This is a genomic window from Pseudomonas putida, assembly GCF_001976065.1.
Taxonomy (GTDB): Bacteria; Pseudomonadota; Gammaproteobacteria; order Pseudomonadales; family Pseudomonadaceae; genus Aquipseudomonas; species Aquipseudomonas serbica.
On record NZ_MNAH01000002.1, the window covers coordinates 436,146 to 462,372 of the forward strand.

At 59.9% G+C, this 26,227-nt stretch carries 22 protein-coding genes and 2 pseudogenes; 13 read left to right on the forward strand and 11 right to left on the reverse strand.

The genetic code is table 11. The features are described from left to right. Positions 1-27 precede the first annotated feature (27 nt). From BKX96_RS08600 to BKX96_RS08620, 5 genes are all read left to right on the forward strand, one after another. The gene (locus BKX96_RS08600; protein WP_077183380.1) at positions 28-930 is read left to right on the forward strand and encodes a LysR family transcriptional regulator; all 903 of its coding nucleotides are present in this window, start codon (positions 28-30) and stop codon (positions 928-930) included. Between the two features lie 203 nt (positions 931-1,133). Next, complete coding sequence (locus tag BKX96_RS08605; protein ID WP_077183381.1) at positions 1,134-2,306, forward strand: hypothetical protein; 1,173 nt, start codon at positions 1,134-1,136, stop codon at positions 2,304-2,306. After that, on the forward strand, positions 2,303-3,418 hold the full coding sequence (locus tag BKX96_RS08610) for an HBL/NHE enterotoxin family protein (RefSeq protein WP_077183382.1): 1,116 nt from the start codon (positions 2,303-2,305) through the stop codon (positions 3,416-3,418). Before BKX96_RS08605 ends, BKX96_RS08610 begins: the two co-directional genes overlap by 4 nt. Before the next feature lie 33 nt (positions 3,419-3,451). After that, on the forward strand, positions 3,452-4,249 hold the full coding sequence (locus BKX96_RS08615; protein ID WP_077183383.1) for a hypothetical protein: 798 nt from the start codon (positions 3,452-3,454) through the stop codon (positions 4,247-4,249). A gap of 21 nt (positions 4,250-4,270) precedes the next feature. Continuing rightward, a complete protein-coding gene (locus BKX96_RS08620) occupies positions 4,271-4,891 on the forward strand; it encodes a hypothetical protein (protein WP_077183384.1) in 621 nt (206 codons plus the stop codon). 44 nt (positions 4,892-4,935) lie between these two features. Here BKX96_RS08620 and BKX96_RS08625 read toward each other — a convergent pair whose 3' ends face one another. The 4 genes and pseudogenes from BKX96_RS08625 to BKX96_RS08640 form a co-directional block, all read right to left on the reverse strand. Continuing rightward, on the reverse strand, positions 4,936-5,439 hold the full coding sequence (locus tag BKX96_RS08625; protein ID WP_082240469.1) for a helix-turn-helix domain-containing protein: 504 nt from the start codon (positions 5,437-5,439) through the stop codon (positions 4,936-4,938). Further along, positions 5,322-5,654, reverse strand: a pseudogene (locus BKX96_RS33500) (hypothetical protein); the annotation flags it as partial. The pseudogene BKX96_RS33500 and the gene BKX96_RS08625, both read right to left, overlap by 118 nt. 157 nt (positions 5,655-5,811) lie before the next feature. After that, entirely contained in the window at positions 5,812-6,453 is a 642-nt protein-coding gene (locus tag BKX96_RS08635) for a 3-oxoacid CoA-transferase subunit B (protein ID WP_046819259.1), read from the reverse strand. Positions 6,454-6,461: 8 nt separating this feature from the next. Continuing rightward, positions 6,462-7,154, reverse strand: coding sequence for a 3-oxoacid CoA-transferase subunit A (locus BKX96_RS08640; RefSeq protein WP_046819258.1), 693 nt, complete (start codon positions 7,152-7,154; stop codon positions 6,462-6,464). Between the two features lie 427 nt (positions 7,155-7,581). Here BKX96_RS08640 and BKX96_RS33140 point away from each other — a divergent pair. Then, a pseudogene (locus tag BKX96_RS33140) lies at positions 7,582-7,757 on the forward strand (RHS repeat-associated core domain-containing protein); the annotation flags it as partial. Positions 7,758-7,826: 69 nt separating this feature from the next. Here BKX96_RS33140 and BKX96_RS08650 read toward each other — a convergent pair. Together BKX96_RS08650 and BKX96_RS08655 are read right to left on the reverse strand one after the other, a co-directional pair. Further along, the gene (locus tag BKX96_RS08650; protein ID WP_077183387.1) at positions 7,827-8,786 is read right to left on the reverse strand and encodes an endonuclease; all 960 of its coding nucleotides are present in this window, start codon (positions 8,784-8,786) and stop codon (positions 7,827-7,829) included. 121 nt (positions 8,787-8,907) lie between these two features. Next, positions 8,908-10,731, reverse strand: coding sequence for an NAD(P)/FAD-dependent oxidoreductase (locus tag BKX96_RS08655; RefSeq protein ID WP_077183388.1), 1,824 nt, complete (start codon positions 10,729-10,731; stop codon positions 8,908-8,910). 244 nt (positions 10,732-10,975) lie between these two features. On the opposite strand from BKX96_RS08655, the gene BKX96_RS08660 reads away from it, so the two are divergent. Further along, positions 10,976-12,868, forward strand: a complete 1,893-nt coding sequence (locus BKX96_RS08660; protein ID WP_046819255.1) for a sigma-54-dependent Fis family transcriptional regulator — start codon at positions 10,976-10,978, stop codon at positions 12,866-12,868. A 229-nt stretch (positions 12,869-13,097) separates the two neighbouring features. Further along, entirely contained in the window at positions 13,098-13,772 is a 675-nt protein-coding gene (locus tag BKX96_RS08665; RefSeq protein ID WP_256721405.1) for a dTMP kinase, read from the forward strand. Here the strand turns inward: BKX96_RS08665 and BKX96_RS08670 are convergent. Continuing rightward, positions 13,762-15,054, reverse strand: a complete 1,293-nt coding sequence (locus BKX96_RS08670) for a carbohydrate porin (RefSeq protein WP_077183389.1) — start codon at positions 15,052-15,054, stop codon at positions 13,762-13,764. The genes BKX96_RS08665 and BKX96_RS08670 overlap by 11 nt on opposite strands. 103 nt (positions 15,055-15,157) lie before the next feature. Next, positions 15,158-17,563 carry a glucose/quinate/shikimate family membrane-bound PQQ-dependent dehydrogenase gene (locus tag BKX96_RS08675; protein ID WP_077183390.1) on the reverse strand — a complete coding sequence of 802 codons (2,406 nt, stop codon included), beginning with the start codon at positions 17,561-17,563 and terminating at the stop codon, positions 15,158-15,160. A 273-nt stretch (positions 17,564-17,836) separates the two neighbouring features. Between BKX96_RS08675 and BKX96_RS08680 the strand changes: the two genes are divergently transcribed. Further along, complete coding sequence (locus BKX96_RS08680) at positions 17,837-19,129, forward strand: MFS transporter (RefSeq protein WP_046819251.1); 1,293 nt, start codon at positions 17,837-17,839, stop codon at positions 19,127-19,129. 25 nt (positions 19,130-19,154) lie between these two features. Then, positions 19,155-19,931 carry a substrate-binding domain-containing protein gene (locus tag BKX96_RS08685; RefSeq protein ID WP_046819250.1) on the forward strand — a complete coding sequence of 259 codons (777 nt, stop codon included), beginning with the start codon at positions 19,155-19,157 and terminating at the stop codon, positions 19,929-19,931. Here the strand turns inward: BKX96_RS08685 and BKX96_RS08690 are convergent. Next, complete coding sequence (locus tag BKX96_RS08690; RefSeq protein ID WP_077183391.1) at positions 19,921-20,826, reverse strand: LysR family transcriptional regulator; 906 nt, start codon at positions 20,824-20,826, stop codon at positions 19,921-19,923. The two genes, BKX96_RS08685 and BKX96_RS08690, sit on opposite strands and share 11 nt — an antisense overlap. 206 nt (positions 20,827-21,032) lie before the next feature. On the opposite strand from BKX96_RS08690, the gene BKX96_RS08695 reads away from it, so the two are divergent. Next, positions 21,033-22,247, forward strand: coding sequence for an aldose 1-epimerase family protein (locus BKX96_RS08695; protein WP_077183392.1), 1,215 nt, complete (start codon positions 21,033-21,035; stop codon positions 22,245-22,247). Positions 22,248-22,374: 127 nt separating this feature from the next. Here BKX96_RS08695 and BKX96_RS08700 read toward each other — a convergent pair whose 3' ends face one another. Together BKX96_RS08700 and BKX96_RS08705 are read right to left on the reverse strand one after the other, a co-directional pair. After that, positions 22,375-23,496, reverse strand: coding sequence for an acyl-CoA dehydrogenase family protein (locus BKX96_RS08700; protein ID WP_077183393.1), 1,122 nt, complete (start codon positions 23,494-23,496; stop codon positions 22,375-22,377). Further along, positions 23,493-24,635 (reverse strand): acyl-CoA dehydrogenase family protein, encoded by a 1,143-nt coding sequence (locus tag BKX96_RS08705; RefSeq protein ID WP_046819246.1) that lies wholly within the window; start codon positions 24,633-24,635, stop codon positions 23,493-23,495. The genes BKX96_RS08700 and BKX96_RS08705 overlap by 4 nt, the downstream gene beginning before the upstream one ends. A gap of 142 nt (positions 24,636-24,777) precedes the next feature. Here BKX96_RS08705 and BKX96_RS08710 point away from each other — a divergent pair, with 142 nt between their 5' ends. After that, positions 24,778-25,563 (forward strand): enoyl-CoA hydratase/isomerase family protein, encoded by a 786-nt coding sequence (locus BKX96_RS08710; RefSeq protein WP_046819245.1) that lies wholly within the window; start codon positions 24,778-24,780, stop codon positions 25,561-25,563. Between the two features lie 11 nt (positions 25,564-25,574). Further along, positions 25,575-26,225, forward strand: coding sequence for a TetR/AcrR family transcriptional regulator (locus BKX96_RS08715; RefSeq protein WP_077183394.1), 651 nt, complete (start codon positions 25,575-25,577; stop codon positions 26,223-26,225). Positions 26,226-26,227 lie beyond the last annotated feature (2 nt).

Below are 26,227 nucleotides of genomic sequence, written 5' to 3' on the forward strand. Positions count from 1 at the left end.
TCAAAACTCTACAATCATCGAGCCTGCATGGTACCTATCGATTCGTTTCAAGGCGTCATCACCTTCGTCGTGGCGGCGCGCTCGACCAGTTTCACCCAGGCGGCCGATCGCCTCGGCGTGTCAAAGTCCGCCGTCGGCAAAGCCATTGCGCGCCTCGAAGAACGCCTGGGCACCCAGTTGTTTCATCGCACGACGCGGCGCATTTCCCTGACTGCAGACGGTGAGGCGTATTTTGTGGCGTGTTCCAGCGCCCTTGAAGAAATCGGTGCCGCGGAGAGCGGGTTGGGGCCCGGTGGTGGCGAGCCTTCCGGTCGCCTGCGAGTGGACATTCCCGTGGCATTCGGGCGTCGGGTCGTGGCCCCGTTGCTGTTCGAGATCGCCAACAAATACCCGGCCTTGCAACTGAACTTGACGTTCTCCGACCACTTGGTCGATCCCATTGAGGAGGGCATCGATTTGCTGGTCCGTTTCGGAGAACTGCAAGATACCAGCGGCCTGGTGGCGCGGCGACTGACCAGGCAACGCTGGGCGATATGTGCCGCCCCCGACTACCTGGCGCGTTTTGGCGTCCCGCAGACCCTGGAAGACCTCAGTCAGCACCGTTGCATTGTTGGGCATAGGCGCGGCCAGCCGCTGGCGTGGCGGGTCATGCAGGGCGCGCAGACCGTCAGGTACGCGCCACCCATGACCCATCAGATCGGCGACGGGGAAGTCATGATTCTCGCGGCGGTCGCGGGCACCGGTTTATGCCAGATGCCACGCAGCCTGTTCCAGGAGGATATCCAGGCGGGCAGGCTGGTGGAGGTGCTGCAAGGGTATGAACCGCAAGCGGTCGATGTGCATGCCGTGTGGCCAAAGGTATCGCACCTGCGGCCGAAGGTCAGGTATGTGGTCGATGAGCTGGTCAAGTTGTGTGCGCATTGGCAGTGATTCAAGCTGGCAACATGACCGGGGAGCCCGCTCATTACCCCGGTCGGCTGCAGTAGCCCCGGCACCGACAACAGCAGCCACTTCCTCTTCAGCTTCGACCTCGTACGCCACGAGACGAATTGTCCTGCGTTGGGACGCCATGTCCTTACCCGGCCAAGCATGCCGTTTGATGATGCAGCCTCACCACCAAAGGAGAGGATGCTGTGAACACACCCATCGGCTCGTTACTTCTGATCACTTCACTCGAGAAATTTGCCTCCTGTGCTCTGTATGGCCAGGCGCGAGCACTGGTCACCCAGCGTCAACAAGACGTCAGTGCCTATATAGATGACCCCCAGACTCGAACGTTGGTCAGCGGCCTGCAGGGGCGGATGCAGGATTGCGCGAGCAACTACCTTGACGACCTGATGCCCGCTTCCATTGCCTGCATCGTCGATGTGGACGCCATTAGCGGGCTGATAAACACCTTGCGCGCCTCGCGACAGACTGGCGGCGACGATGAAATGGTTATTGCGGCGCAGCAGTTCTATCAAATGATCAGGTCCGATATTTCCCGCGCCCAGCAGCACATCGCAGTACTGGCAGAGCACACGACTCGGTGGGAGGAGGAAACCGAAAAAATCATTGGGCGGTTGCAGGTCTGTATCGATGCGCTGACCGTCGAGCTTGATGGTGACAAAGGCAGGATAGCCAGCATTCAAGCTGCGATCCGCAAGACCAGCCAGGACATGGATGAGGCCATCAGCCGGATGCTACAGGCCTCACAGTCGATAGGGGGAAACACCAAGGCCATCGCCACCTGGGTATTTTCGCTGTTCGGGTCCAGGGAAGAGCCGAAGACGATCAAGGTCAAACCCAAGGCGGGAGACAAACAGCCACCGGCTGAAGATGACACGGATGACGATGCCACGCCTGACGATGCCACGCCTGACGAGACCCGCAAGACCGAGCCCTTTCCGGTCGAGACAATTGGCGAGATCGCAAGCGGTGCCACTGAAGTGGTGGATGCCATCAACAGTTTCAGCGCCTTCACCGACGTGCTTCAGGACCAGTACCAACAACTCTACCGCCAGAAAGCCGCACTGTCGGTCGCGATCGTGATCAAGCAACAAGGCCTGGATCATCAGGTGGCCATCGAGCGATTCAGCCAGGCCGCCTCTGCCATGAATGATGCCTGGACTCAGCTCGATGACACCTGGCAGCAGGCGGTCAAGGACAGCAGCGCTGTGGATGATCACTTGCTCGACGCCGGCTGGGAGCGGATCCCCGAGCGGTTGGACAGAATCAAACAGTCCCTGACTGGCACGCAGGGGCATATCCCCCGACTCCAACACAAGGCTGCCCTCGTCGTTTTACCCAAAGGAGTTACAAAATGAACGACATCACCACTGCCACCCAAGATGAAGATTACGGCCAGACCCGCATCGCACTCAAGGGTCAATCCTCGGCTGCCATGCTGGTGCAAACCCATTGCATGGCCGTAGAGAGGCAACTGTTTCTGGATTTCGGCAACCAGGAACGGCTCAAACCCCTGCAAGACGACATGAACAAAGGATTGGTCAAGGCGAAACAGAATGCGGTGTTATACCTCGATGACCTGCAGCCGCGGATCATCACCACGGTGACCAACATCGAGGCCTACTTCGAACTGCATAACGTGCTGTCGCAGGTGTTGCTACCCACCACAACCACTGCCGAAGCCATCGCCATGCTGCGGGAAATGGAAAGTAGCGTCGAGGTGTACCGTCGCCAGGCCTCCCTTATCCAGACCGACTTGTCGAAACTGCGCACCGGGTTCAGCGACGACAAGGCATTTTTCGATCGTTGCACCATTGATCTCAATGCACTGGTTAATGGTGACAAAGGCGTGCTGGAGAGCATCAACAGCGAGCTTTCGGGTATCAACGGCAAGATAGCCGGAGCGGCCACTGGCATCGCCCTCGGTGGATTGGCGGCCATTGGTGGCGTCGTGATGATCTTGCTCGGGGCGGTGGGTACTGTCTTCACCGGCGGCGCCGCCACTGCTTTATGCGTCGGTGGCGGTGCATTGCTGATCGGTGGTGTGGCCGGAGCCGTGGGTTCTTCCATCGCACTGGCGGGCCTGCTCAATCTCAAGGGCGACCTGATCACCCGGCGTGAACGGCTCAATGCCGAAGTCGCGGTTGCCACCGGCATTGCGTCTGGCTTCGGCGAGTTGGGCGTCAGTGCCGGCCAGGCGCAGGAGGGCGCGCAATTGATGGCGAACGCCTGGGGCTTCATGGGCAGTCATCTGGAAACACTGCGTGACCAACTCAAGCGCGGGCAGATCGACAGCCCGATGTTGCGTCAGCTTCTAGTCCGCGCAAGCCAGGGTGGGGTGCGTCTGATCCTGGACGATGTGAACACCATCAAACAGCAGATGACCACCCCGCGGGCCACCATCGATACCCAAAAACGCATCGGTGACCTGATCATCGAACAAGCCGGCTCGCTGGAAGAGGCTGCCTGACAGCGCCATGACGGATCACACAAGGAGTTCATCATGTGGCAAGAAATCACGGCTCACATCAACGACGTGGTGCATGAAACCCGCTCTCTGCCAGCCCCCCCGGGCCAACTGGGTGATGTCAAGGCACACATCGACCAGTTGCCCGCGGCCATGCAGCAGGTGGAGAAGGTTCAACAACGCATCATCCAACACGTTGAGCGCTCTACCGAACTGATCAATACAGCGCTGTTGCACAGTACCCAAAGCACTACCGCCAGCAACGATGCCTTGCTGTCCTACACCTCCCAGGCGAGTGCCGAAATCGAGCAGGTCAGTGGTGAGTTGCAAGGCTTGATGCAGACGATTGGCAGCTTTCGAAGCCTGCGCGGCCAGGACTCCGGGGCGCTGAAGAGTGAAGCCATGCAGGCACGCGCGCGCATAAAGGCGCTGGAGGAGCGTCAACGGGAGTTGTCTGCCAAGGCCCAGGAGTTGCGTAATCGCTCCGCCTGGACGTGGTTGTTCCCGCCCGCCAAGGCGATCGATGAGTTGGTCAGCCTGTGCCAACACGGCAAGTCAACCGAAGCGGCTCTGGAGGATTCGATCCGGGAGCTGGGTGACAAGCGCCGGGAAGCAAGCAACCTGATCCGTATCAGCGATGTGTGCGAGCAACCGCTCAGCCTGCTCAGCGCCATGGCCGAGGGGCTGCAGGGGGTGATCAACCAGCAAGCGCTGCTCAAGGGCTACCTGAGTAATGAGGACCGTTTGGCGTCGTTGACGACGCCTGATAACGCGCGCCTCTACCTGACTACTGTGCTCGGCATTCTGCGAATGATGAGAGCCCAGGCTAACTGACTGAGAAGAAGGAGTTTCATCATGATGTTATTTTTCGGCAAACCCAAAGGTGCAGCCACCACCGACGAAAACGCTTCCCGTGCAGGTCGCCTGCAAGCGCTGCGCAGTCACTTCTACGCCTGGAAGAAGTGGAAGGAGTTCGCGCCGGACGCGTCGTTCCAGCCCCATGCCATCCAGCAAATGCTCAATGCCCTTGAGCAAAAGCCTGTAAAGCACTTGCGTGACTACAGCGGTGACTCGTCGATACTGGTACTCAATGCCCACGGCAACGCGACGGTGTTCAACGGCTATACCGGTCAACAGGTCGCGACCATGCTCCAAGACCTGGGGATTGACCAGGCCGGCACCCGGGAAATCTGGGTGGCCGCGTGCAGTGTGGCGCTGCAGAAGCAGCAACCAGGACCGGCCGCCATCAGCCGCTTCGTCAATGACTTGCGCTTTCACTTGCTCCAGGCAGGGCTGGATATCAAGGTCTACGGGCCGCGCAATATCCTTTGGTACAGGGGCGGTCTGGTACCCGTTGGTGATGAGCAGAAATACCAATACAACGAGGTCTACATTGCGCCTCGGCCAGCCGAGTTGGCTTTAGGCAAGGAACGCAGTTACGCGTTTAATGAGGGGTGGCTGCTCGCCCATCCTTGATGCGGGTATCGAGCTGGCCGCCGGTTTCAATGCCGTCGGCCAGCTCAAGCATCATCAAGCTCGCGCAGCGCATTCAGGCTCTCGCCGATACGTGCCTGGCGGTAGCGGCCCGCGGACATGCCAAAGACCTTGCTGAAGCAGCGGTTGAACGTCCTGACCTCCTCGAAGCCGCAACGGTATGCAACCGTTTCAATTGGAATGCTGTAGGGCGGTACGGCCAGCATTTCGCTGGCACGCAAGAGCCGCAACATGCGAATTGTTTCGGCCACTGTCTGTCGGCGCTGTGCAAAGGCGCGGTACACAGTAGTGCGTGAACAATTGATCAATCGCGCGACGGCACATACGTTTAACGACGTATCTGCCAGATTCTGTTCGATCATCCTGCAAGCTGTCTGATAGATCCATTCATGCGCCGGCTTGGCGCATGTCGTTACCAATATCGAGGTTGGACACGGCCTGGAACGCGCCCAGAAGCAAACACCCTGATGATCAGTGCTGGCCCACACGCACCGCAACTCAGACACGTCGGCTTTGACCTTGATCTCCATTGTCTTCCTCTGTGCATCCTGCAAACCCTCCCTGTTTCTCTGGGGTACTCGTCCAGAGTCCAGCCGATCGCTGTGAGCGCAGCTATTGACCTGCGAGCTGTGGTGCGACCTTTATTGTTCGTTCCGGGAGGTTGGCGTGGTTGGCGACATAGGGCCAAGCGTAGTCGCAGAGAGAGGCTTACATTTGCGGCCTGTATGGGATCAATCCAACAGCAAAGGTACTGGTGGGTTTTTCACGACCGGGAGGAGGGTGGAGAGCAGGTTGACAACGGTAGAGGAGGGCCGGCAAAGGCAAAGGGTTGATGCAACCATCAGCGCTTCTTCATCATGACGGTGGAAAGTTGCGCCGCTGCAAACGGCGCAATCGATCTGTTATCGAATCAAAGGAACGCCACTGAGGGTTTGCAAGTCTTCAAAGCTGATATCGGCGACAATCTCCCGAACCTTCAAGCCATCCGAAGTGACGTCCAGAATAGCCAGGTCGGTATAAATGCGCGTCACGCAGCCAATGCCGGTCAGGGGGTAGGTGCATTGCGGCACCAGTTTGCTTTCGCCGGTCTTGGTCAGGTGATCCATCATGACGAACACTTGGCGAGCGCCTGTCGCCAGGTCCATCGCGCCGCCCACCGCCGGGATGGAACCTTCGGCGCCGGTGTGCCAGTTGGCGAGGTCGCCGTTGACCGCGACCTGGAAGGCGCCCAGCACGGCAATATCGATGTGCCCACCGCGCATCATCGAGAACGAATCGGCGTGGTGGAAATAGGCACCACCGGGCAGCAACGTCACGTGCTGTTTGCCCGCGTTGATCAGGTCATCGTCTTCCTCACCCGGCGCAGGGCTCGGGCCCATGCCCAGCACACCGTTTTCGCTGTGCAGGAACACTTCCTTGTCACCCAGGTAGTTGGCCACCAGCGTGGGTACGCCAATGCCCAGGTTCACGTAGGAACCTTCGAGAATATCGTCGGCCACACGTTGGGCCATTTCGCTACGCGATAGTTTTTTCATGACAGTCATGGCGGGCCTCAGTTGACGTTGGCGTTCGAGTAAGTGGCGCGCGGCACGGCGACCACGCGCTGGACGAAGATCCCCGGGGTGATGATGTGTTCGGGGTCCAGCTCTCCCAACTCGACGATCTGATTGACCTGGGCGATGGTGGTTTTCGCTGCCATGGCCATGATCGGGCCAAAGTTACGCGCGGCTTTGCGGAAGGTGAGATTGCCCCAGCGATCGCCTTTTTCCGCCTTGATCAGTGCAACGTCGGCGTGTAACGGCATTTCCAGCACGTAGTTGCGACCGTCGATTACCCGGGTTTCCTTGCCTTCGGCCAGCAACGTGCCGTACCCGGTCGGCGAATAAAACGCACCGATGCCTGAGCCTGCCGCGCGAATACGTTCAGCCAGGTTGCCTTGCGGCACGACCTCAAGCTGCACTTTTCCGGCCAGGTAGAGTTCGTCGAAAACATAGGAATCGGACTGGCGTGGAAATGAGCAAATTACCTTGGCAACGCGCCCGGCCTTGAGCAGTGCAGCCAGGCCGATTTCACCGTTGCCGGCATTGTTGCTGATGATGGTCAACTCGCGAGCGCCCGAAGCGATCACGCCATCTACCAGCTGCGACGGCATCCCGGCAGTGCCAAAGCCACCGACCATGATGACCGAACCATCGGCAATGCCGTCCAGTGCGGCAGCGACGGATTCAAATGTTTTATTGATCAAGGCGTACTCCTGTTTTTATTCGGCTGAACAGAATGATCCGAGGGAAAACCGCGTGGATCACGGCAAATGCATGGTGCATAGGTTGCCAAACAATGGGTCGAGGAGGGTGCCCTGAGAGGCGATGTCGTGCGATTAACGAACACAAATCGATTATCGAACACAGCGTTGGGTCTTTGAACGGGCATTACTGAAAGCAGCCCCTGGCGGCAATTGCGGGTTTCCAGAAATCGGATAAAGGTCGGCACAAACCAGATAGTCCGGGCCTTCGAGCTCCCACTAGCCCTTCAGCCACTATCTTCTGCGAGCTCGATCTGCCCACGGAGAAACTGGCTCAAGCGCGCCAAACAGGGCGGCCAATCCGTGCAAATTAGAGGGTTGGTCGGCAGCATCCAGGACATCGCCAGGCAAACCAACCTGCTGGCCCTCAATACCCAGCCTGCTCGGTTTCAACGGCGAACGGCCGGATCCGGTGACAGGGCATTATCATTTGGGTAATGGCTGTCACCCATTCAACCCCGTGCTGATGCGTTTTAACAGCCCGGACAGTTGGAGTGCGTTTGGGAAGGGGGAGTAAATGCATATGCGTACTGGGGAGGAGATCCAAAAGGCCCGGCTCGGCGTGATGCTTGATTGAGCCGGACACTCCGTAGATTTCCCGGTATGCGAGCCCCGTTACTTGCAGTTGCCAGCTTTACGATACCCCGCCGCCACAGCCTCGGCTTCTGACGTGAAGGAGATCTGGTTTTTCTCGGCCACCTGACCATAGCCAGGGCAACCCGCTGAGAGGTGATACACCTGACTCTTGCGGTTACCGATGACTATTCCGTTGGCGCTCGCGAGGGTTGGCTGTACGCCTGCCCGTGGAGGATTAACAGGAATGGAGTTGACGACACCATCTCCAATCGCCTTATACCCTTGCGACCATCGACGCTCGCCCGTTACGAATGGATTGGAGTGCCCCATGATTGCCGCAATGCGACGATCCCGCTCTTTCTCCCAAGGCGAAACCGGGTACTGCTTGTCCCAGGCCATCAGTAGCTGTTGCTGCTGACGGGACATGTTCAGTTTGTATCTGTCGAACATGTAAAAGGTCGTCCTTGCGACAAGCCCTTTTACTTCGTCACGCGGCTCTGCAGCACGCTGGTCGAAATCAACCCGCGTCTTGCATTGCCCATACTGCGGCGCTACCCCGGTGGCCATGCCGTAATTGAAATTGCTACGGTCGCCGTTCACTTCTCCAACAGAGGGGTAAAGGTTGAAAAGGTCCGCTTCCATTGCCCGAAACACAGGATCATCGTCCACACAGTGCTCGCGCCCACCGTTCTTCCAGCATTGGCGCTGGTTACCGAACGTCCAGGCTGGAACGATATGCTCCCACTCAGTCCGCTCTGCCCGAGTCTCTTGGCTTCTGGCCTTGAGGCCACATGACTGGGCATCGATACGACCACCTGATTTACCCACCCAGGTCCATTTGCAGCCGCAATACAACTCGCCCATGGAGCTGTTCGCCTGGTCGAGGTAAATTTTTTGCTTGGCGATGACCTTGGCTTCGGAAAAGGTCGAGGGAGGGCTAGAGAAGGCGGGGGTAATGACCGAAAGGGACAGCGCTACTACGGAAAACAGCTTTTTCATGGGTAAACATTGGCAGTGTTGGGGCGCGCATTATACGCATGGGCTCCACGCTGAATCATGGAAACCCGGCTAGCGCGCCTTTCCGGCAGAGGCGCCCGACCGCGGTCGGGCGCCATTTGACTCAGCCCTTGTGATGACTCTCTGCAAGGCCATAGACGTTGGTGTCGATGCCTTCGAAGCGCGCTTTCAACTGTAGCGCCAGATACAGTGAATAATGCCGTGACTGATGCAGGTTGCCACCGTGGAACCAGAGGTTGTCCTGCTGTGTCGGCTTCCACATGTTGCGCAGTTCGCCCTCGTACGGGCCAGGATCATTGGTGGTGCCAGAACCCAGGCCCCAGCAGCGGCCGACCTTGTCAGCCACTTCCTGGGAAATCAGCTTCGCCGCCCACCCATTCATTGAGCCATAGCCCGTGGCATAGACGATCAGGTCTGCCGGTAATCGGCTGCCATCGTTGAGTACCACGGCATCGGCTTCGATGCGTTCAACCCCCAGGCCAGGTGCGCTCTTGAGCTTGATCGTGCCGTTGGCGATCAGTTCGCTGGCGCCGACGTCGATGTAGTAACCGGAACCACGGCGTACATACTTCATGAAAAGGCCAGACTCGTCGTCGCCGAAATCGAGCATGAAGCCGGCCTTGGCCAAGCGTTCGTAGAAGTCCTTGTCACGCTCCTTGATCGCCGCAAAGACAGGTTGATGAAAGCTTGGCATGACCTTGTAGGGGATCGAGGCGAACAGCATGTCGGCCTTGTCCGTGGTCAACCCCGTCTCCAGGGCGTCTTCAGAGTAGAGCCCGCCGAAGACGAGTTCCATCAAACTGTCGGAGCGCACGATGTGGGTACTGGAGCGTTGCACCATGGTCACCTCGGCGCCGTTCTCCACCAGGTCGGCGCAGATATCGTGGGCCGAATTGTTCGCACCGATGACCACCGCGCGCTTGCCACGCCAGGCATCGCCACCGGGATGGCGACTGGAATGATGCTGCTGGCCATTGAAGACCTCGGCACCCGGGTAATCGGGAACATTGGGTACGCCAGACATGCCGGTGGCGAGGATCAACTGGGCAGGCTGTAGCGTCACAGGCTCGCCATCGCGCTGCACCTCCACCTTCCAGGTGCCACTTTGTTCGTCAAAGCGGGCGCTCACGCACTCTGTGCGCGGCCAATAATTGAGCTCCATGACTTTGCTGTACATCTCCAGCCAGTCGCCGATCTGATCTTTAGGGGTGAAGACCGGCCAGTGATCGGGGAAGGGCAGGTAAGGCATGTGGTCGTACCAGACCGGGTCGTGCAGGCACAGTGATTTGTAACGACCGCGCCACTGATCACCGGGACGCTCGGCCTTGTCGACGATCAAGGTCGGCACGCCCATTCGCTTGAGCCGCGCAGCAAGCCCCAACCCACCCTGGCCGCCACCCACGATCAGGCAGTAAGGTTGGGTGGTGATGCCCAGCGAAGCTTCTTCATCACGACGGCGTTCCAGCCAATTGCGTTTGTCGGCATGGGCATGGCCATGATTGGCCCCCATTGGACGACGTCGGCCCCTGGGTTCTTCAAAGCCCTTGAGCTCGCGCATGGTCGTCAGCAGCGTCCAGCACAGCCCCTCCTTCAGACGCACGTAGCCTTTACCTCGCGCCGCAGCGGTTTCCAGGCTGATCCAACCTTCGAGCACACCGTTATCGAGCGTCGCCTCACCTTCGAGTTTCCATTGCCCGGGACGAATCTCGTCGAGGCGCGTTTCAAGCATGTCACGGATGGCAGGCTTGCCTTCCAGGGTCACCAGGTTCCAGCTGAAAAGCAGCAGGTCACGCCAGTGACACTCTTGGGCAAACAATCTCAGCGCGCCGTCCAGGTCACGTTGGGCGAGACGCTCGCCGAGGTTCTCGACCCAGGCCGCGAGCTGGGCAGTTGGCGTTTGCAGAGGTGTTTCGATAGCGACGTTCATGGAGCCTCTCCCGATCTTGTTGTTTTGGTAACAACTGCCCTTGAGCAAGGCCCGGGCCAGTTTGGTGAAAGGCCCGTTGCAGAGCGGCTGGCGCAGGACTGCTCAGGCGTTGACGCGGATTCATGTCACGATTTCGGGAATGGCGGATGACAGAGTGTCACTCAGTGCAAAAAGCGCCCGCTGCGAACTTTTCATATAAGCTGCGAACAGTCCCGTGTCCTGACCGTAACGGAGAACAAGAACAATGAAGCCGGCCCTGATCAACGCCCATGCCCAACAAGTGCTCCAAGCCGTGCAGGGCACTCACGTCAACCACAGCCAGACTGACCTGGCGATCACACGTTCCTGGCGCCGGTGCCTGGATCAGCATCAGCTCGATCCCGCCAGCCGTCGCGCGCCTAATGTCGTTGAGCATCCACGTTTGCAGGATCACCGCGCGCCACTGGAAAGCATCATGTCCGTGGCGCACTGGCAGATGAGCAGTCTGCACCAGCAACTCGGGCGTGACGGCCACGTGGTGCTGCTCACCGATGCTCGTGGTGTGGCGATTGACAGTGTGTTCAACGAATCCGAGCGCGCCGTATTTCAGCGTTCCGGGCTGTGGCTCGGCTCGGTATGGAGTGAAGATTGCGAGGGCACCAACGGTGTCGGCACCTGCCTGGTCGAGCGACAGCACGTCACCATCCGTCGTGATGAACATTTTCGCGGCAAGCACGTCGGTCTGACCTGTTCGGCCAGCCCGATATTCGATGCCAGCGGGGAGTTGCTCGCCGTGCTCAACCTTTCCTCTGTAAGGGATGACCAAAGCCTTGCGCAACACTTCCAGGCCATGGCATTGACCAACCTGTCGGCCAAGTTGATCGAGAGCTGTTTTTTCCTGGGGCATGATCCGCAGCGCTACTTGCTGCGCTTCCACCCTGAGGCAGGCTTCGTTGGGCTGCTGGGTGAAGGCCTGCTCAGTTTCGACGAGAGTATCCGTGTCTGTTCAGTCAATCAGGCTGCGCTGGATCTGCTGGGCCTCAGCCGTGACCAGGTGGTTGGGCAATCGCTGACGATGTTGCTGCAAACACCTGTCGATCAGGTGATGTGTCAGGCCAGCGCGCAGCCGAGTGTCTGCTGGCCAATGCGCCTGGCGGACGGACGCCTGCTCTACGGACAATTGCGCGAACCCGTGCACCAGGTACCTTCAGTCACCCCTGCAATTGCCGCGATCAACGACGTGCACGTGTGCCTGGAAGACCCGCGCCTGCAACGCGGCTTTGCTCGCGCATTGCGTGTTCTGGAGCGTGATGTGCCGGTGTTTCTACAGGGCGAAACCGGTACCGGCAAAGAAGCGTTTGCGGCGGCGCTGCATCGCGCCAGCGCCAGGGCGAGCCAGCCGTTTGTGGCGATCAATTGCGCGGCAATTCCAGAAGCGCTGATTGAAAGCGAGCTGTTTGGCTATCGCGGCGGCAGCTTCACCGGCGCACGCAAGGACGGGATGATCGGTAAGCTGGAGCAGGCCCATGGCGGCATTCTGTTTCTCGATGAGATCGCCGACATGCCGCTGGCGCTACAGACTCGCCTGCTGCGGGTGCTGGAGGAACGTCAGGTGGTACCGCTGGGTGGCGCGACGCCACGTCCGCTCGACGTACGCCTTGTCAGTGCCAGCCACCAGGATCTGCAGACCTGCGTGGCCGAAGGGCGCTTTCGCGAGGATCTGTTCTATCGTGTGGCCGGGTTCGCCGTGCAGCTCCCACCACTGCGCGAACGTTCCGACAAGGGCCGTTTGCTCGACCTGTTGCTGCGCGAGGAGGCGGCAGGGGCCAGGATTCGGCTGGATGCGGGTGTCAGGGAGCGCTTGCTGGCGCACCCTTGGCCAGGCAATGTCCGGCAGCTGCGTACCTGTCTGCGCACTCTGGTGGCGTTGGCGTGGGAAGGGCGTGTCACCCTGGACGACCTGGCGGAATTGCTGCCGGTTGCGCCAGCGACAACCGCGCAGGTTGAAAATCCGCTTGGATTATCCGAACGGCAGACGCTGCTGACGTTGATCGAGGCGGAGCACTGGCATATCGCCCGTGTTGCCGCCCGCCTGGGGATCAGCCGCAATACGCTCTATCGCAAACTGCGGCAGCACGGTATTTCACGACCGGGTTGAATGCGCAGTGACACAAGGAATTTTTGAAACCGCCGGACACCCGATCCGATCGTCCCGCGCATCCCCTACAGTAGATGACCTGGATGTTGAGGCCCGTTAGCGAAACCGGGTTAGAGTGTTCGTCAATATCTGTTCACAAGGCCCCACCCTTCAATTCGCATTGCCGCGCCAAGCGGTTCCCGCGTACGAACCGGGCAACAACAACCGTACATCAATCGTTGTTTGAAGAATGAATCGACCGCTGTTTGTTTCTCTGGATGGGCCCAAGGGAACCGGCAAAACCACATTGTTGGAAGCCGTCACGAAAGCACTGAGGGCAGGCAACAAAAAGGTGATCCGGCTTTGCGAGAGTAAAAGCGATCCCTTCAGGGGTGAAACAATGACCCTCGTCAACCAACTCGTCAGAAATCCCAGCCGGGATCTGGAGTTGAGGGTTTGTGAGCGCTTTGCTGACAGCCGTACCTGGATTTCCCGGCATGTGCTGACTAAACAGCCGCCCGGGAGCATCATCTTGATCGATCGCTGGTACCCGTCCGATGCCGCGTTTCGCCGGCTGGTCCCGTTTGCAGAGATTCTGCAGTTGAACATTGATCGAAACGTGCAAGTGCCAGACCTGCATGTCGGCGTTGTCACCGACCCTGATATTTCCTGGGCGAGGGCAGCGGCACGCCGGCGTGGGCTGAGCAGTACGGTGATCCATAAGCTGGAAGAACACGTCGCGTGTACCCAGGCGTTCGAGCGTGCGATTGCAGATCACGGCTGGGTGTTATGCCGTAATGAAGGAACGATCGAAGACGCCACGCTGCAGGTGGTTGCTGAGATCCATAAAGTCCTTGGCGGTCTGAACTTTATCGCCAATGGTGGTACCACCATTGGCGATGGAAATCGAGCGTTCAGAGCGTAGCTTTCACCTGCAAACCGAACACCAGCGCATTGTCGATGTCCTGCCCGGAAAACGCGCCCGGTTCGATGATGTATTGCACATTCGGGCGCAGCGTCAGCCAGGGAGTGGCCTGGTAGCCGTAGCCAAGTTCGACCAATTGTTCGGCACTGTCCAGATTCGGGAACGTTGTGCCATTGGCCTGCGCGGCGTCCTCCTGCACATCGCGGCTGCGCGGGTTGGGTACGGCCCGGCCATAGCCCAGGGCGACGGTGTCACGCGGGCGACCTTCGAACGGTTTGTACAGGACCACGCCGGTGCCGTACCACTTGCTGAACGGTGAAGCCGCTTCGCTGGCCGCCGAGTATTGGCCGAAGGCGTGCAGGCTGCGGCCCTCGGACGTTTGCGAGCGCCACACGGCCTGATCAATCAGCAGGTAATGACCGTCGCGGCCGGACACTTCTTTATCGCTGCCGATGCGTTGCACGTCGGAACTGTCGTAGTAGTAGCCAACCTTGTACTCGCCGGGCAACTCACCGGCGTGCTTGTACACCAGTTCGATCGGCACCACGGTGCCGGTCGTATGTTTCGGGCCCAGGTGCCAGGCACGGCTGGAATTGCCGTTGCTCTCGGGATCGACATTGAAGGCCGCCACACGCAGCTGCCAGGACGAGGACAAGTCGTACTTCACGCGCACGCCCAAGTGGGCGTTGGGGTAGTTGGTCCAGCCACTGCCGCCGGACATGTTCAGCGGGTGGCCGCAGAAACCGGCGTTCATGAAGTTGCAGAGAATGCCACTGTCCAGGCCACCGAGGTCGTTGCCCATGGCCATGTACCCCAGCTTCACGTTGAGCGCCGGGGTGAACAGGCTGCGCTCGTAACTCAGCTCGGTCAGGCGAGTGTAGAGACCGCCGTAGTTTTCCTGGATGGGCAGACGGTTGCCAACCAGATCCTCGGAGGCGCTATTGCCGCGTCGGTCGTTGATGGTCAGCTGGATTCTGCCGGCGTTATCCACGCCATACAGCTTGCTGAGGTCGAACTGCGCGCCGAGCTTGATGTTCTGCGAGTAACGGGCGGAACGGTGCAGGCCGCCATCGGCGTTGTAGGCGGTTTCGCCGCTGTAATCGCCGGTGAATTTGATGCCGTCCTGATCCAACTGGTGGCGCAGACCGCCCCAATCACCGGTCAGGGTATTGCGGGTCAACAGGTTCGAGTCGGTATCGGCGAAGGCGGGCAGGGTGGCGCAGCAGGTCAGGCCCAACAGCAAGCCGCAGCCTGCATGAGAAAAGCGAACAGCCAAAAACATGGGAGTCTTCCAGGTGCAATCTTGAATGATTTCGCAAAGCGGCGCGGCACCCGCAGGTGCCGCGCACAGAGAGAGTGTCCGCCAGTGAGGCGGGCACAGCGGCTTACGGCAAGGCGTAGGCCATCACGTAGTCGCCGCGATCGGTCGACTGGCGCGCACCACCGGCGGTGATGACGATGTACTGCTTGCCGGTCTTCGGTGAGACGTAGGTCATCGGGCCGCCCTGGCTGCCGACTGGCAGGCGGGCTTTCCACACCTCTTCACCATTGCCGCTGTTGAAGGCGCGCAGGTAGAAGTCCTGGGTGCCGGCGATGAAGATCAAGCCACCTTGAGTCGACAGGGTGCCGCCGAGGGTCGGCAGACCAACCTTGATCGGCAGGTGCATGCGGATACCCAAGGGACCGGTGTCCTCAACGGTGCCGACCGGAACCTGCCAGGCGACTTTCTGCGTCTTCATGTCGATGGCAGTCAGCGTGCCGAACGGTGGTGCCTGGCAAGGAATGCCGGCCACCGACAGGAAGCGGTTTTTGTTCACTGCGTAAGGGGTGCCCTTGAGTGGAACGGCGCCCATGCCAGTGTTCAACGCTTCGCCACCGGAAGTGGCCTGGCCTTTGTTTTGCGACGGGATCATCTGAATCCACAGACCCAGGCGCATGTCGTTGACGAAGATGAAGCCGTGCACAGGGTCGGTGGAGATGCTGCCCCAATTCATGCCACCCAGCGAACCCGGGAAACTCAGCGATTTGTCGGTACCCGGCGCGGTGTACAGGCCGTCATAACGCATCGATTTGAAATCGATGCGGCACAACAGCTGGTCGTACGGCGTGGCGCCCCACATGTCGGACTCGGTCAGGTGCTGCGCGCCGATCTGCGGCATGCCCACCGATTTCGGCTGGGTTGGCGAGTACGGTTCGTCAGGGATGTTTGCCGCCTTGACCGGTACTTCTTCAACGTCGGTCAGCGGCTTGCCGGTGGCACGATCGAGCACGTAGATCTGCCCGGCCTTGGTGCCGATGACCAGCGCCGGCACGGTTTTGCCGTCCTTGGTGAAATCGATCAGGCTCGGCTGCATCGGCAGGTCGAAGTCCCAGAGGTCGTTGTGAACAGTCTGGAAGACCCAGCGTTCTTCACCGCTGGTGGCGTCCAGCGCCAGGATCGAGGCGCCGTAGGTGTGATCGAGCTTGCTGCGTTCGACACCATAGATGTCGGTGGAAGCGCTGCCCATCGGCAGGAACACCGTGTTGGTCGCGGGGTCGTAGGACATCGGCGCCCAGCTGTTCGGCGTGCTGCGCGCATACGTGCTGCCCTCGACCGGCGCGTTGCGATCCTGCGGGTTGCCCGGGTCGAATGCCCAGCGCATCGCGCCGGTGATCACATCGAACCCACGGATCACGCCGCCCGGCATGTCGGTTTGCACGTTGTCGGCCACGCGACCGCCAACCACCACGGTGGTGCCGGCCATCAGCGGTGCTGAAGACAATTGATAATAGCTGTCCGGCACATCGCCCAGGCCAGCCTTCAGATCGACCTGACCGTTGTTGCCGAACCCTTGGCAGAACTCACCGGTGTCGGCATCGACCGCGATCAGGCGGGCATCGATGGTGTTGGTCAGCAGACGGCGCTGGCAGTTGGCCGCCGGGGCAGGTTTGGCTTCGATGATGCTCGAGTTGCCTGGCTGAACGATATCCTTCGTGGCATCGAAGTAGGCCATGCCACGGCAACGCTGCCAGACTTTCGACTTCGCGTTGATCGCGTTTTTCCAGAGTTCCTTGCCGGTGTCGGCATCCAGTGCGATCAGGTTGTTGTGTGGGGTGCAGATGAACACCTTGTTGCCGACCTGCAGCGGGGTGAGTTGGTCCTCGGCGCCATTGCCATCGCTCTCGGCGACGTCACCGGTGTGGTAGGTCCACGCCACCTTCAACTTGTCGACGTTGTTGCGGTTGATCTGATCCAGCGCAGCAAAGCGGCTACCGCCCTCGGTATTACCGTAGTGCGCCCAGTCCTTTTGCGCGTTGGCTGGCTCGACGGGTGTCAGGCCCGGCCCCGTGCCCGTTGCAGCGACAGTCGGGTGCGCAACGAACATGTTGCCAGCGGCCACCGCCAGCGCAATCGCCAACACAGCAGCGATGCCATAGGCACCGCGACCTGGCACATCACCATTGGCACGCTTGAGCAGTGGGTAGACCAACGTGACCGCCAGGCCAACGGCGCTGAACATGAACAGGCGCGAGAACACTGGCCAGAACACCAGTCCGGCATCACTGACCGCCCAGATCGCCGTGCCCACCAGAAACGCAGCGAACAACCAGGCACCGGCCGTTTTGAAGCGAGCGATCAGCAGACCGGAAACGGTCATCACCAGCCCACCTACCAGGAAGTACCAGGAGCCTCCCAGGCTGACCAACTTCACGCCCCCAGCAGCAAGCGCCAGGCCGAGCAGGGCGATGACCACGCCCAGCCCGACCACAATGAATTTTGATATGCCCGAGAGGCGTTGACTCTGCTTCACGTTGAATGTCCCGTTGAAATGAGGGGGGCATTATATCGTTAGGTAACTATCTAGTTAAATCATAAATTCAGTATGAAGCGTAGTTTGCTGCTCATGGACTCGCCCGATCGTAGACCCGCTCACCTCAGGGATGCGTGTTGATGCGTCATGCGCATCAATGCATGCCAACAATGCACTTATCAAATCGGTCTGCCTGTTCCACCATTCTCCCCAATAAAAACCGTGCAGTGCGTCCAGGCAGTGCACGTCATAAAAGCGGTGGAGTACAGGTCAATGACAACATCAATAGCTTCCGGGCGCTCACGCGCCAGTGCGATTTTCCGGGTCACCTCGGGCAATTTCCTTGAACAGTTCGACTTCTTTCTTTTCGGTTTCTACGCCACGCAGATTGCGGCTGTGTTCTTCCCGGCCAGCAGTGAGTTCGCCTCGCTGATGATGACCTTTGCGGTGTTCGGTGCAGGCTTTCTGATGCGTCCGCTGGGTGCGGTAGTGCTCGGTGCCTACATCGATGATGTCGGGCGACGCAAAGGCCTGATCGTGACGCTGTCGATCATGGCCAGCGGCACCATCCTGATCGTGCTGGTGCCCGGTTACGAAACCATCGGGTTGTTCGCCCCGGCGATCGTGTTGATCGGTCGTCTACTGCAAGGCTTCTCGGCCGGTGCGGAAATGGGGGGTGTCTCGGTATACCTTTCTGAAATTGCCACGCCCGGCAACAAAGGCTTTTTCACCAGTTGGCAATCGGCCAGCCAACAAGTCGCGATCATCGTCGCCGCTGCATTGGGCTTTGGGCTGAATCAGTGGATGGCGCCGGCGATGGTTGCCGATTGGGGCTGGCGAATTCCGTTTTTCGTCGGCTGCATGATTGTTCCGTTCATATTTTTCCTGCGCCGCAATCTGCAGGAAACCGAGGAGTTCGCCGCGCGCAAGCATCGGCCGAGCATGGGCGATGTGTTCCGCACCCTCGGGCAGAACTGGGTGATCGTGTTTGCCGGGATGATGATGGTCGCGCTGACCACCACAGCGTTTTACCTGATCACTGTGTATGCCCCGACCTTCGGCAAAACCGTGTTGCACCTGAGCACCTCCGATGCGCTGTTGGTGACGCTGTTGGTGGGTGTCTCGAACTTCTTCTGGTTACCTGTCGGCGGTGCGTTGTCTGACCGTATCGGTCGACGTCCGGTGTTGATCGCCATGGCCCTGTTGACCCTGTCCACCGCCTATCCGGCCCTGACCTATCTGGTGAACGCGCCCAGCTTCGTCAACATGCTGTTGGTCTTGCTGTGGCTGTCGTTTATCTACGGTTTATACAACGGCGCGATGATTGCGGCGCTGACGGAGATCATGCCGGTGGAAGTCCGCGTCGCCGGTTTCTCCCTGGCGTACAGCCTGGCGACGGCGGTGTTTGGTGGTTTCACGCCGGCAATGTCGACCCTCCTGATTCAATACACCGGCGACAAGGCTGCGCCTGGCTACTGGATGAGTTTCGCTGCGCTCTGTGCCCTGTGCGCGACGCTCTATCTCTATCGCCGTTCGACCGGCCGTTTGCAACCCGCGCTCTCTTGATCCCGCCCAATTGCGAGAAACAACGATGAAACAGCTATTCAATGTTGCCGCCTTCGCCCTGGTGGCCAGCCTCGGCCTGAGCACCGCAGTCCAGGCGGAGGAAATCCGTGTGATGACTTCTGGTGGTTTCACCGCCGCCTACAAAGTCCTTGGCCCTAAATTTGCCGCGTCTACCGGCAACACGCTCGATACCGCCCTTGGCCCGTCGATGGGCAACGCGCCGCAAGCTATTCCCAACCGACTGTCTCGCGGCGAAAAAGCGGACGTGGTGATCATGGTCGGTTATGCCCTCGATGAGTTGATCAAGCAGGGCAAAGTCGATCCCGCCTCACGGGTAGAGCTGGCAGATTCGCGGATCGGTCTCGTGGTGCGTGAAGGTGCACCGAAACCGGACATCAGTACCGTCGATGCATTGAAAAAGACATTACTGAACGCGGAGTCTGTCGCCTATTCAGACAGCGCAAGCGGTGTATACATCGAAAATCAACTGTTCACCCGCCTGGGCATAGAAGACCAGCTCAAACCTAAATCGAAAATGATCCCGAAGATTCCCGTGGGTGAGGTAGTCGCCACCGGCGATTACCAACTGGGCTTTCAGCAGGTCAGCGAATTGCTGCCCGTGCCGGGCGTAAGTTTTGTGGCGAAGATTCCGGAACCGGTGCAGTCGGTGACGCGTTTCGCTGGCGCCATTCCCGTGGGAGCACAACACCCAGCGCAAGCCAGGGCGTTATTGAAATACCTGGCGTCCTCGCAGGCACAAACGGACGTAAAGGCCACCGGCCTGGATTCGGTCAGTCGTTGATCTGAACTTTCATTTTCACCACCAAGCGCTCCAGTTCCAGCGCCGCCGGGGTCAATGTACGACCTCGGCGTTTGATCAGGCCAACACTGCGCATCACCTGCGGGTCGGTCAGCGGCACTCGCGTCAATATCGGATGATCCGCTGCCGGCATCGCCATCAGAGGCACCGCCGCTACCCCCAACCCAGCCTCCACCAAACCGATCATCGTCGTCACATGCCGGGTTTCACAGATACCCTGGCGTTGCGGGACGATGCCGGTCAGTGCCTGATCGAGCAGAAAGCGATTGCCCGACGTCTTGTCTAGCGAGATGTAGTCCTGCTGATAGAACTCGTCCCAACTCACGCTTTGGCGACCCGCCAACGGATGATCACGCCGGCACGCGACAACATAACTTTCCTGCACCAGCGGCTCGAACTCGACTTCAGTCTCCAGCGTGCCTATGAAGCTCAGGCCGAAATCTGCCTCGCCGTTGACCACGGCACTGAGCACGTCGTGAGCACTGGAATCGAGCACTTTGACTTTGATGCGTGGAAATTGCCGGTGGTAATGCGCGATCACCCGCGGCATGAAGTAGTAAGCCGCTGACGGTACGCAAGCGACGGTGACATGGCCGAGCCGGGTCGAAGCCACTTCGCTGATGCCCAGCAACGCCACGTCCAAATCATCCAGTAAGCGCTCGACGCTGGGAATAAAGCTTCGTCCGGCCTGTGTCAGGCTGACTTTGCGCGTAGTGCGCTCGAACAACCGCACACCCAAGGCATCTTCAAGTTTGTCGATGCGCCGGCTCAAGGCAGGTTGAGAGATGCGCACAGTGTCGGCGGCCTTTCGAAAACTGCCTTGCTCGACAACAGCACGAAAAGCTTGCAAGTCGTTGAGGTCGAAGTTGATGGCCATAGGCATGTACTCGGGAGCAGGCAGATTGATCAGTTTAACCTATGAATAAATGGAATTAATGCAAAATGTAACTGAAGGTCCGGAAAACCGCTTCTGCTTCAACGCTGATTGCCTTGCCGAAATCTGGCGCTGTGTCGTTTTTTCAGCTTGCTGAAACGTTTCATCAAGTTTATATAAATGGCACAACTCCAAAAAAGGCTGCTGTCATGACCCCGCTCAAACTCTTTGTTGCCCTCAGCGCACTGTCCGCTGCCTCCCACGCCATGGCTTGGGATTACGTTCTGCTCGACACCGAAAAAGCCGCCCGGAGCTGGCAGATCACCAGCCAGCAACTCGGCATAAAAACCGACAAACCCTTCAGCGTTACCCTGCGCACCTTGCACGGCGGTCGGCAGGAGGGCGTCAGCATCGTCGACATCGATAACGGCACGATGAAACTCTCGGTAGTGCCGACTCGCGGAATGAACGTCTTGCAGGCCTCGGTCGGTAATGTGCGCATGGGCTGGGATTCGCCGGTCAAGGAAGTGGTCAATCCGTCCTTCATCGAACTTAATGGCCGCGGTGGTCTGGGCTGGTTGGAAGGTTTCAACGAGCTGGTCACCCGCTGCGGATACGAGTGGGTCGGCCACCCCGGCGTCGACAACGGCGAACTGCTGACCCTGCACGGTCGGGCCGCCAACATTCCTGCGAACACAGTCACCCTGCATATCGATGAACAACCACCGTACGCCATCACCCTGCGCGGCGAACTGAAAGAGCAGGCATTCAAGAAAGTCGACTTCTCCGTCGCGACCGAACTGGTCACCGAACCCGGCAGCGTAGTGTTCGCCCTCAACGACACCCTGACCAACAACGGCGACTATCCGAAGGAATACCAGGCGTTGTATCACAGCAACTTCAGCACCCCGTTCCTGGAGCAGGGCGCTCGTTTCGCCGCGCCGGTGAAACAGGTGTCGCCGTTCAACGACAAGGCCAAGGGCGATCTGCCCGACTGGCAAACCTACCGCGCACCGACCAAGGACTACGACGAAACGGTTTACAACGTGGTGCCGTATGCCGATGCCAAGGGCGATACGTTGACCGTGTTGCATAACAAGGCCGGCAGCCTGGGCGTTTCGGTGGGCTTCAATACCCAGGCACTGCCGGTGTTTTCCCTGTGGAAAAACACCGATACTCAAGGCCAGGGCTATGTCACGGGGCTGGAGCCGGGGACAAGTTTTTCCTACAACCGCCGTTATCAGCGTCCACTGAACCTGGTACCCACAATTGGGCCCAAGGAACACAAACAGTTCCGCATCAGCTACAGCTTGTTGGCGGATAAGGCGGCGGTGGATAAGGCCTTGAAGCAAATAAGCGAAATACAGGGTGGGCGACAGACGGAGGTGCGGCAAACGCCGTTGGTGGATCTGACCAAGGGGTGATGCCGGCTAGTGCCAAGGGGTACGGGTGAATGAACCGGACGTATTCCAGTGCAGGGTCATGGCAGTCAACTCCCTTTCCGAGAACTTGGTTGAGGGGCAGTGCCCGCTGGCGGGCAATGCCTGTTTGTCAGAACTGGCGCTCTGTCAGTCCTGCCCAGAAGCCCTTGCCACCGGCTGCGATCGCCGCTTGGCCGAGGACATCAGCCCACTGCGAATCGCTGCCGAATTCATCGCGCCACGACCACAAGCGCCGGGTGGTGAAATGCAGGGTATGTTCGTGGGTGAAGCCGATGGCCCCATGAACCTGGTGCGCAATCGAGGTGGCCAGGGTGGCGGCCTCGCCGGCGCAGACCTTGGCCACGGCCACATCGAACGCCAGGCTGCTGCGCCACCCGGGTTCTGCCTGCAAGGCATCGCAAGCGCTACGCAAGGCGACCTGGGTCGCCATGCGCGCGGCACCGATGGCTCCGGCCATCTGCGCCAGTTGCTGCTGGATCGCCTGGAATTTTCCGATGGCCTTGCCAAACTGGGCGCGCTCGTTGGCGTAGCCGACGGCCTTGTCCAGGCTCGACTCCAGCGCCCCGACCAGCATGCAGGCACGGATCAATGCGCCGAACAGCCAGACAGGTTCCTGCACATCCGCTATCTGCAACTGGCCGATGGCGTGAATGCGAGCGTGGGCGAAGTGCAGGGTGTCACGTTCCTCACCGGCAAAATTGCTCCCGGCCTCCAGGCTGACGGTGGGCTGGCGCAGGTCTACCAATGCCAGTCGTCCCGCGTCATTGGCGACAGCCGCCCAGCGACTGCTGCGGGCCCACGGTACATTGAATGCGCGGCCCTCGAGATGGCCATCTGCGGTCAACGCCAGGTCGCCGAGGCGGCCGATCTGAATCAGCGTGATCGGTTCCACAGGCACTTCAAGCCCGGCACGGCTCAGCAAGAGCGAGGCAAGCATGGTTTCGCTCAAGGGCAGGGGTGCGCTCCAGTAACCTATGGCGCGCAATACCGGGCTGACCTCCAGCCAGCTGGCGCCACTGCCGCCGGCCTCTTCGTCCATCAAGGCACCGGGCAGGCCTTGCTCGAGCACCTGTTGCCACAACGCTGTCGCGGCTTGACCGGCATCGAAACTGGCCAGCACCTGAGGGGTGATCTGTTCGTCGAACAGGCGCTCGACGCTGTCGGCAATGATCGATTGCAGCTCGGATGGCGCGCTGTCATCCAGTGTTTGAAAGGGGGTAGCCTGGTTCATCGCAGTCCTAATCCTCTGGCAATGATGCCGCGCAGAATCTCGCGGGTGCCGCCACGCAGGGAAAACGACGGGGCGGTCTGGGTCAGGTAACGCATCACCTGGTCGAGTCGGGAACCGGGTTGGCGGGTGCCGCCAAACAGGTCATGGGCAAGGTCGGGCAGGGATTGTTCGAGCAGGGCGCCCTGGTCCTTCACCAGCGCTGCCGGAGTTGCCGGGTTGTCGCCGCGGGCGAGCATGCCGGCGACGCCCAACGACATCTGGCGCAGCACCGCGTAGCGCGCGGCGACGCGACCGAGGCTGACGCGGTGGCGCGAATCCTGTGGGTCGGCGGCGTCGAGCATTTCCAGGTACAACTGGGTGCTGCTCAGGTAGCGCTCCGGGCCGCTGCGCTCGAGCGCCAGTTCGGCCCCGACCTGTTTCCAGCCATCACCTGGCTGCCCGATGACAAAGTCGTCGGGCACGAACACGTCATCGAGGAACACTTCATTGAAATCATGCTCGCCCAGCATGTTGTAGATCGGCCGAACCGTGACGCCGGAGGCACGCATGTCGATCAACAGTTGCGACAACCCGGCATGACGATTGCTCTCGTCCTTCGGTCCGGTGCGCAGGAGGGTGACCATGTAGTGGCAGCGGTGGGCACCCGTGGTCCAGACCTTGCTGCCATTGACGAGCCAACCCCCTTCGGTTTTTACCGCCCGGGTCTGCACCGACGCCAGGTCGGAGCCGACATTCGGCTCGCTCATGCCAATGCAGAACAGTAGCTCGCCGCGTGCAATAGCCGGCATCAGCCGTGGCGCCAGCACATCAGGGGAAAACTTCATCAGCAACGGACCGGATTGCCGCTCGGCGATCCAGTGCGCATTGACTGGCGCGCCAGCGGCCAGCAGCTCCTCAAGCACCACGTAACGCTCCAGGGCACTGCGTTCATGTCCGCCGTAGCGCTTGGGCCAGGTCATGCCCAGCCAACCGCGCTCGCCGAGCTTGCGGCTGAACTCAGGGTCGGCACCGTTCCAGTTTTTCGCGCGTTCACGAGCCGGGTAGTCCTTCAGTGTTTCGGCGACGAATTCGCGCACTTGGGCCCGTAAAGCCTGGGTTCTGGCGTCCAATTGACAGGGACGTATATCGAGTGCCTGCATGGCTTTTTTGCTCATATGAAGAGGGTTGTTGTTTTGTTTTTGTAACTTGCTGAACGCTCAACAAGTAAATAAGCTAACAGCATCCCAGGCGGCGAATCAAGCCGCTGCTACTGTTGAACCTCGCCAAACATACGGAGCTTGCATGTCGACCAATACCTCCTTTACCCCCGGCCGCGGCCTGGCACTGGGCCTTGAAGGCCATGTCGCAACCTTGGGTTTCAACCGTCCGCCACTGAATTTTTTCGATGCCGAACTGATCAATGACCTGGCCGACGCCCTGCAATACCTCGACGATTTGCCACAGTGCCGGGTCGTCATCCTGCAGGCCGAAGGCAAGGTGTTTTGCGCCGGGGCGGACTTCTCGGGTGCCGATCAGCGCGACCCGCAATACCCGCGCCGTGTCTACAAGTCGGCCGTGCGCCTATTTCGCAATCGCAAACCGCTGATCTGTGTGGTCGAGGGCGCCGCGATCGGTGGAGGCCTGGGCCTGGCACTGGTGGCGGACTTTCGCGTGACCAGCGAAAAAGCGCGGTTTTCGGCCAACTTCAACCGGCTGGGCATTCATCAGGGTTTCGGGATTTCGGTTACCATGCCGCGTCTGGTCGGCCCGCAAATGGCCTCGTTGCTGATCGCCACCGGGCGGCGCATCGATGGCCGTGAAGCCGTGCGCATCGGATTGGCCGATGTGCTGGCAGAACCGGGCATGGAGCGCCAACAGGCCCGGGAACTGGCCGAGGAAATCGCCGCTTCGGCACCCGGCGCGGTCATGTCCAGCCGAGAGACCCTGCGCATGGGCCTGGCCGATGCGGTTGACCGGATCATTGATCGCGAGGCGTCCGAGCAGGAGTGGCAGATCGTCAGCGCCGACTTTGCCGAAGGCACCCGCGCCATGGCTGAACGGCGCACGCCCGTTTTTACAGGACAGTAAGGAATCACCCGATGGAACCCGTAGAAAAAACCACCCAGCCGACTTCGCGGCGCACGCAACTGGAGCGTCGCGCCGAGGCGGAACAACGCCTGCTGGTCGCTGCCCGACAGATCGTCGCGCGCAAGGGCTGGGTCGGCATGACGCTATCGGAGGTGGGCGAGGAAGCGGGCTACAGTCGTGGCCTGGCGACTCACCATTTTGGCAACAAGGCCGGTCTGCTGCGTGCCCTGGCGGGTTTCGTCAATGCGACATTCATGGAATTGGTCCAGGCCCGGTCGCCGCAGTGGCGCCCGGGGATGGATGCGCTCAAGGGATTTGTCAGTGTCTATCTGGCGCGCCCGGACGGCGACTGGGTCAATACCCGTGCACTGTTGGCCCTGATGTCGGAGGCCGTGACCCAGGACTCGGAAACGGTGCAGGTCCTCGCCGAGTACAACCTCTCGGTGCAAAAGCATCTGGCAAGGTACATCAGCGAAGGCATCGACAACGGCGAGATCCGCTCGAACGTGGACCCCATGACAGGGGCCTTGCTGTTCCTGGGCACGTTGCGCGGCATGATGCTGCAGGTCCTGCTGAACCCCGCGTCCGTCGATCTGGAGTTGCTGCACACGCAGATGCTGGCCTTCATCGAAAACGCATTGGCATCCGTACGATCCTTGTAGGA

Excerpts from the sequence above, each read along its gene's own strand:
- BKX96_RS08600 (WP_077183380.1), top strand. The coding sequence starts at position 28 with ATGGTACCTATCGATTCGTTTCAAGGCGTCATCACCTTCGTCGTGGCG.
- BKX96_RS08610 (WP_077183382.1), top strand. The coding sequence starts at position 2,303 with ATGAACGACATCACCACTGCCACCCAAGATGAAGATTACGGCCAGACC.
- BKX96_RS08615 (WP_077183383.1), top strand. The coding sequence starts at position 3,452 with ATGTGGCAAGAAATCACGGCTCACATCAACGACGTGGTGCATGAAACC.
- BKX96_RS08620 (WP_077183384.1), top strand. The coding sequence starts at position 4,271 with ATGATGTTATTTTTCGGCAAACCCAAAGGTGCAGCCACCACCGACGAA.
- BKX96_RS08625 (WP_082240469.1), bottom strand. The coding sequence starts at position 5,439 with ATGGAGATCAAGGTCAAAGCCGACGTGTCTGAGTTGCGGTGCGTGTGG.
- BKX96_RS08635 (WP_046819259.1), bottom strand. The coding sequence starts at position 6,453 with ATGACTGTCATGAAAAAACTATCGCGTAGCGAAATGGCCCAACGTGTG.
- BKX96_RS08650 (WP_077183387.1), bottom strand. The coding sequence starts at position 8,786 with ATGAAAAAGCTGTTTTCCGTAGTAGCGCTGTCCCTTTCGGTCATTACC.
- BKX96_RS08655 (WP_077183388.1), bottom strand. The coding sequence starts at position 10,731 with ATGAACGTCGCTATCGAAACACCTCTGCAAACGCCAACTGCCCAGCTC.
- BKX96_RS08660 (WP_046819255.1), top strand. The coding sequence starts at position 10,976 with ATGAAGCCGGCCCTGATCAACGCCCATGCCCAACAAGTGCTCCAAGCC.
- BKX96_RS08665 (WP_256721405.1), top strand. The coding sequence starts at position 13,098 with ATGAATCGACCGCTGTTTGTTTCTCTGGATGGGCCCAAGGGAACCGGC.
- BKX96_RS08670 (WP_077183389.1), bottom strand. The coding sequence starts at position 15,054 with ATGTTTTTGGCTGTTCGCTTTTCTCATGCAGGCTGCGGCTTGCTGTTG.
- BKX96_RS08680 (WP_046819251.1), top strand. The coding sequence starts at position 17,837 with ATGACAACATCAATAGCTTCCGGGCGCTCACGCGCCAGTGCGATTTTC.
- BKX96_RS08685 (WP_046819250.1), top strand. The coding sequence starts at position 19,155 with ATGAAACAGCTATTCAATGTTGCCGCCTTCGCCCTGGTGGCCAGCCTC.
- BKX96_RS08690 (WP_077183391.1), bottom strand. The coding sequence starts at position 20,826 with ATGGCCATCAACTTCGACCTCAACGACTTGCAAGCTTTTCGTGCTGTT.
- BKX96_RS08695 (WP_077183392.1), top strand. The coding sequence starts at position 21,033 with ATGACCCCGCTCAAACTCTTTGTTGCCCTCAGCGCACTGTCCGCTGCC.
- BKX96_RS08700 (WP_077183393.1), bottom strand. The coding sequence starts at position 23,496 with ATGAACCAGGCTACCCCCTTTCAAACACTGGATGACAGCGCGCCATCC.
- BKX96_RS08705 (WP_046819246.1), bottom strand. The coding sequence starts at position 24,635 with ATGCAGGCACTCGATATACGTCCCTGTCAATTGGACGCCAGAACCCAG.
- BKX96_RS08710 (WP_046819245.1), top strand. The coding sequence starts at position 24,778 with ATGTCGACCAATACCTCCTTTACCCCCGGCCGCGGCCTGGCACTGGGC.
- BKX96_RS08715 (WP_077183394.1), top strand. The coding sequence starts at position 25,575 with ATGGAACCCGTAGAAAAAACCACCCAGCCGACTTCGCGGCGCACGCAA.